The sequence below is a fragment of the Eubacterium sp. OM08-24 genome (genome assembly GCF_003438075.1).
Lineage (GTDB): Bacteria > Bacillota > Clostridia > Oscillospirales > Acutalibacteraceae > Ruminococcoides.
In genome coordinates this window covers 1-3,319 of record NZ_QSTA01000018.1, presented here as the reverse complement: position 1 = coordinate 3,319, position 3,319 = coordinate 1, and the positions used below count along the sequence as shown (strand labels likewise).

General features: G+C 34.8%; 2 protein-coding genes. Both read left to right on the top strand.

Annotation, left to right across the window (positions count from 1 at the left end; all coding sequences use genetic code 11):
• The coding region (locus DXC23_RS12275; protein WP_147329146.1) for a transposase at nt 1-129 on the top strand (129 nt) is incomplete at its 5' end.
• 377 nt (nt 130-506) lie between these two features.
• A complete protein-coding gene (locus tag DXC23_RS12270) occupies nt 507-3,275 on the top strand; it encodes an LPD23 domain-containing protein (RefSeq protein WP_347474814.1) in 2,769 nt (922 codons plus the stop codon).
• Nucleotides 3,276-3,319 lie beyond the last annotated feature (44 nt).

Here is a 3,319-nt window from a genome sequence, read left to right as displayed (position 1 = left end):
ACAGAGGGCTGCAACAACAAAATCAAGGTGCTAAAGCGCAATGCATATGGCTTCAGAAACTTTAAGCGTTTCCGCAATCGTATTTTGCATATGTTTGCCTATCAATCGCAAAAACAAGCGACAGTTTAATTTTCTGCCACTTGTTAAATATCTCTATTTCATTTTTCGGATTACCCCAACTATTGACATAGAGCCATAAAATAAACGAAGTTGGGTACGGCGACGTGCTCTCAAATGCCAAAGGCAAGAGGAGCTCGCACATAAACCCCAACTTCGTCACTAACAGTATATCTCAAAGTGAAAATAATGTCAATACGAAAAATAACACCGACAAGGGTGTTGATATTAAATATTCTATAAGTGATGATGTGATTAAAAAATTTGAGATTGAAAATATAAATGATTATGTGCATGTTCAAAAACAAGTATTATCTACACTCAATGCAGAAAACTTTTTCAATGATGAAGGTGGAAAAAGTAAAACTGTAATTAATAAAGATAGTGGAATGGTTATTGTTATAAACAAAAAAGGAATTAAAGAAACTTTTAATAACAAAAATTATTTTAATTATAGTAGGAATTTAAAATTAGCTAAATTAGCTTCAATTCGAAAAATTCCCGAACTTATTGAAAATGGAAAATTAATTTTAGATGATGAAAAAAATTATCATAGAAATAACAGTTCAATTAAGTATGCATATATTGTATGTGAAACAAAAATTAATGGTAAAAATGCTAATATAAAAATTACAGTGAGAAAATCTCCTCAGAATAATAAATTTTGGGTGCATCATATTTACATAGAAAAAGGCACCGAAAGAACCTCCGCTGGAACTTCTAAGAGTTCTAAAACGGCCTTTATACCTTTCGGTGCCACTAACAGTATATCTCAAAGTGAAAATAATGTCAATACGAAAAATGACGAAAGTAGCAATGATATCAAATACAGCATGGGAGGATTGAAAGCAGAAACTGCGGACAAGAGTGCACTTGAGAAAGCTATGAAGCTTGAAAAGGACGGTACAGATTCCGAGAAAATCCGTAAGGAAACGGGTTGGTTTAAGGGATATGACGGCAAGTGGCGATTTGAGATAGATAACAGCGAATTAGAGTTTAAAACAGATATCGAAAAGAACAGAGCTGCCGCAATTGAACTTGCAAAAATGAAAGCAAAAAGCGCCGAAATTGAATGGAAAATTGTAAATGATACGGCTACGGAAGCAGAGGAAAATGAATATTACAGCCTTGATGAAAAAATGGTTCAACTGAGAAAATGGCAGAAATTGAGTGATGTAATAAATCATCCGAAACTTTTTAAGGTGTATCCGCAATTAAAGGATGTAAATGTTTATTATGAGATTTCTTCACTTAATCGTGGATTATACAGTTCAAAAGGTAATGTGATAAGGTTAAATCCGATGTGCCCGATTGGTGAACAGAAAGAGATAATAATTCATGAAATTCAGCACGCAATACAAAGAATAGAAGATTTTGCAAACGGCAGCAGTTTGGAATATTGGGAAAATCTCGGATACAGCGATGAAGAAGCAATGGCAATGTATTATAACACTGCCGGTGAAAGAGAAGCAAGAGATGTTTCTGCCAGAAGAGATTACAATGCAGAGCAAAGAAAAAACATCCGTCCGGACATTGACAGGAAAGATGTTGTATTTGCTAATAGCGGTGATGCAGGGTATTTGACAGATAAAGATTTTACTAAATATGATAACCTTGAAACTCTTGATGATAAAGAAATCAAGGTGTATAATAAGCGTGGATGGGCATATGGATTGTTTAACAGGGGAGACATGAAGCTTCTCAATGAAAAATTCAGTGAATTAGACAAACGCTTAAACGGTAAGACAGATAATATGCTTGCTGACGGTACAAGAGTTGTTGAAATAAACAACAAAATTGTGTCGATTGGCGGAACATATAATGATCCTGAAATTTACAGTGTATTTGAAATTAATGCTTATCATGAATATGAAGCAGAAAGAATAAAGGATGATATAAAATATGGACAAACAGGAAATGGAAGAAACCGTTATAGTTTTGAAGAACTCGGCAAACTTATCGAAAATTATAAGGGAAAAGAAAATGTCAGATTCTATTCAAGCACAGATTACTCTTATATTAGGGGAAGAACTGAAAAAGGAGCGAGAGCTATATCCACAGGCGATTTTAGCCGTTACGGATATAATAAAGAAAGCAACATCAGAGGAACAAGTGATGCAAATGCTAAAGGAGAAGTATCCGCAGTACAGTTAGATGAAGATACCTCCGACATAAAGTACGCAACAGATGATACGATTCAGAGTGAAAAGTATGATAACCTTGAAACTCTTGATGATAAAGAAATCAAGGTGTATAATAAGCGTGGATGGGCATATGGATTGTTTAACAGGGAAGACATGAAGCTGCTCAACGAAAAATTCAGTGAATTAGACAGACACTTAAACAGCAGGACAGATAATGTGCTTGCCGACGGAACAAGGATTGTTGAGATTAACAATAAGGTTGTACTGATTGGAGGAACATATAAGGAGCCTGAAATTTACAGTGTATTTGAAATTAATGCTCGTCATGAATTTGACACAGAAAGTATAAAGGATGATATAAAGTATGGACAAATACGATATGGAAGAAGCCGCTATAGTTTTGAAGAATTCGGCAAATATGAGGAAACTTGTGAGGGAAAAGATAAGGTCAGATTCTATTCGCAAACAGATTATTTATATATTAGGGGAAGAACTGAAAAAGGACTGCGAGCTGTATCCAAAGGCGATTTTAGCCGTTACGGATATAATAAAGAAAGCAACATCAGAGGAACAAGTGATGCAAATGCTAAAGGAGAAGTATCCGCAGTACAGTTAGATGAAGATACCTCCGACATAAAGTATGCAACAGATGATACCATTAATGATTGGCTTGATGATGAAAGCACACCGCAGGGAATTGACTTTGACAAGGCAGTTGAAAAAAATCCTGTAATAGCAGTAGCGAAAATATATAAAAGTGCGGCACAAACTGCAAAGAGCGGACTTGCACAGGGAAAGAATGTAAAACTTGATGAGAAAGAATACCTAAGAATTGCCGGAAGTATAATGCAGACATACGGTATAAAAGGCAAGTATAACCCTAATTACAAGAAAGAGCTTGCAAGTCAACTTAAGAATTTTGTTGACAGCATAGGAAAGAAAGATGCGAATTTTACAGATTTATTTAAAGAACTTGTAAATGACTGCAAAGGCGTTTGTCGGCTTTGTCAATAAAAGTGTGTAAGTTTTTTTAGAAAATAGATAATTGATGTTTTTGT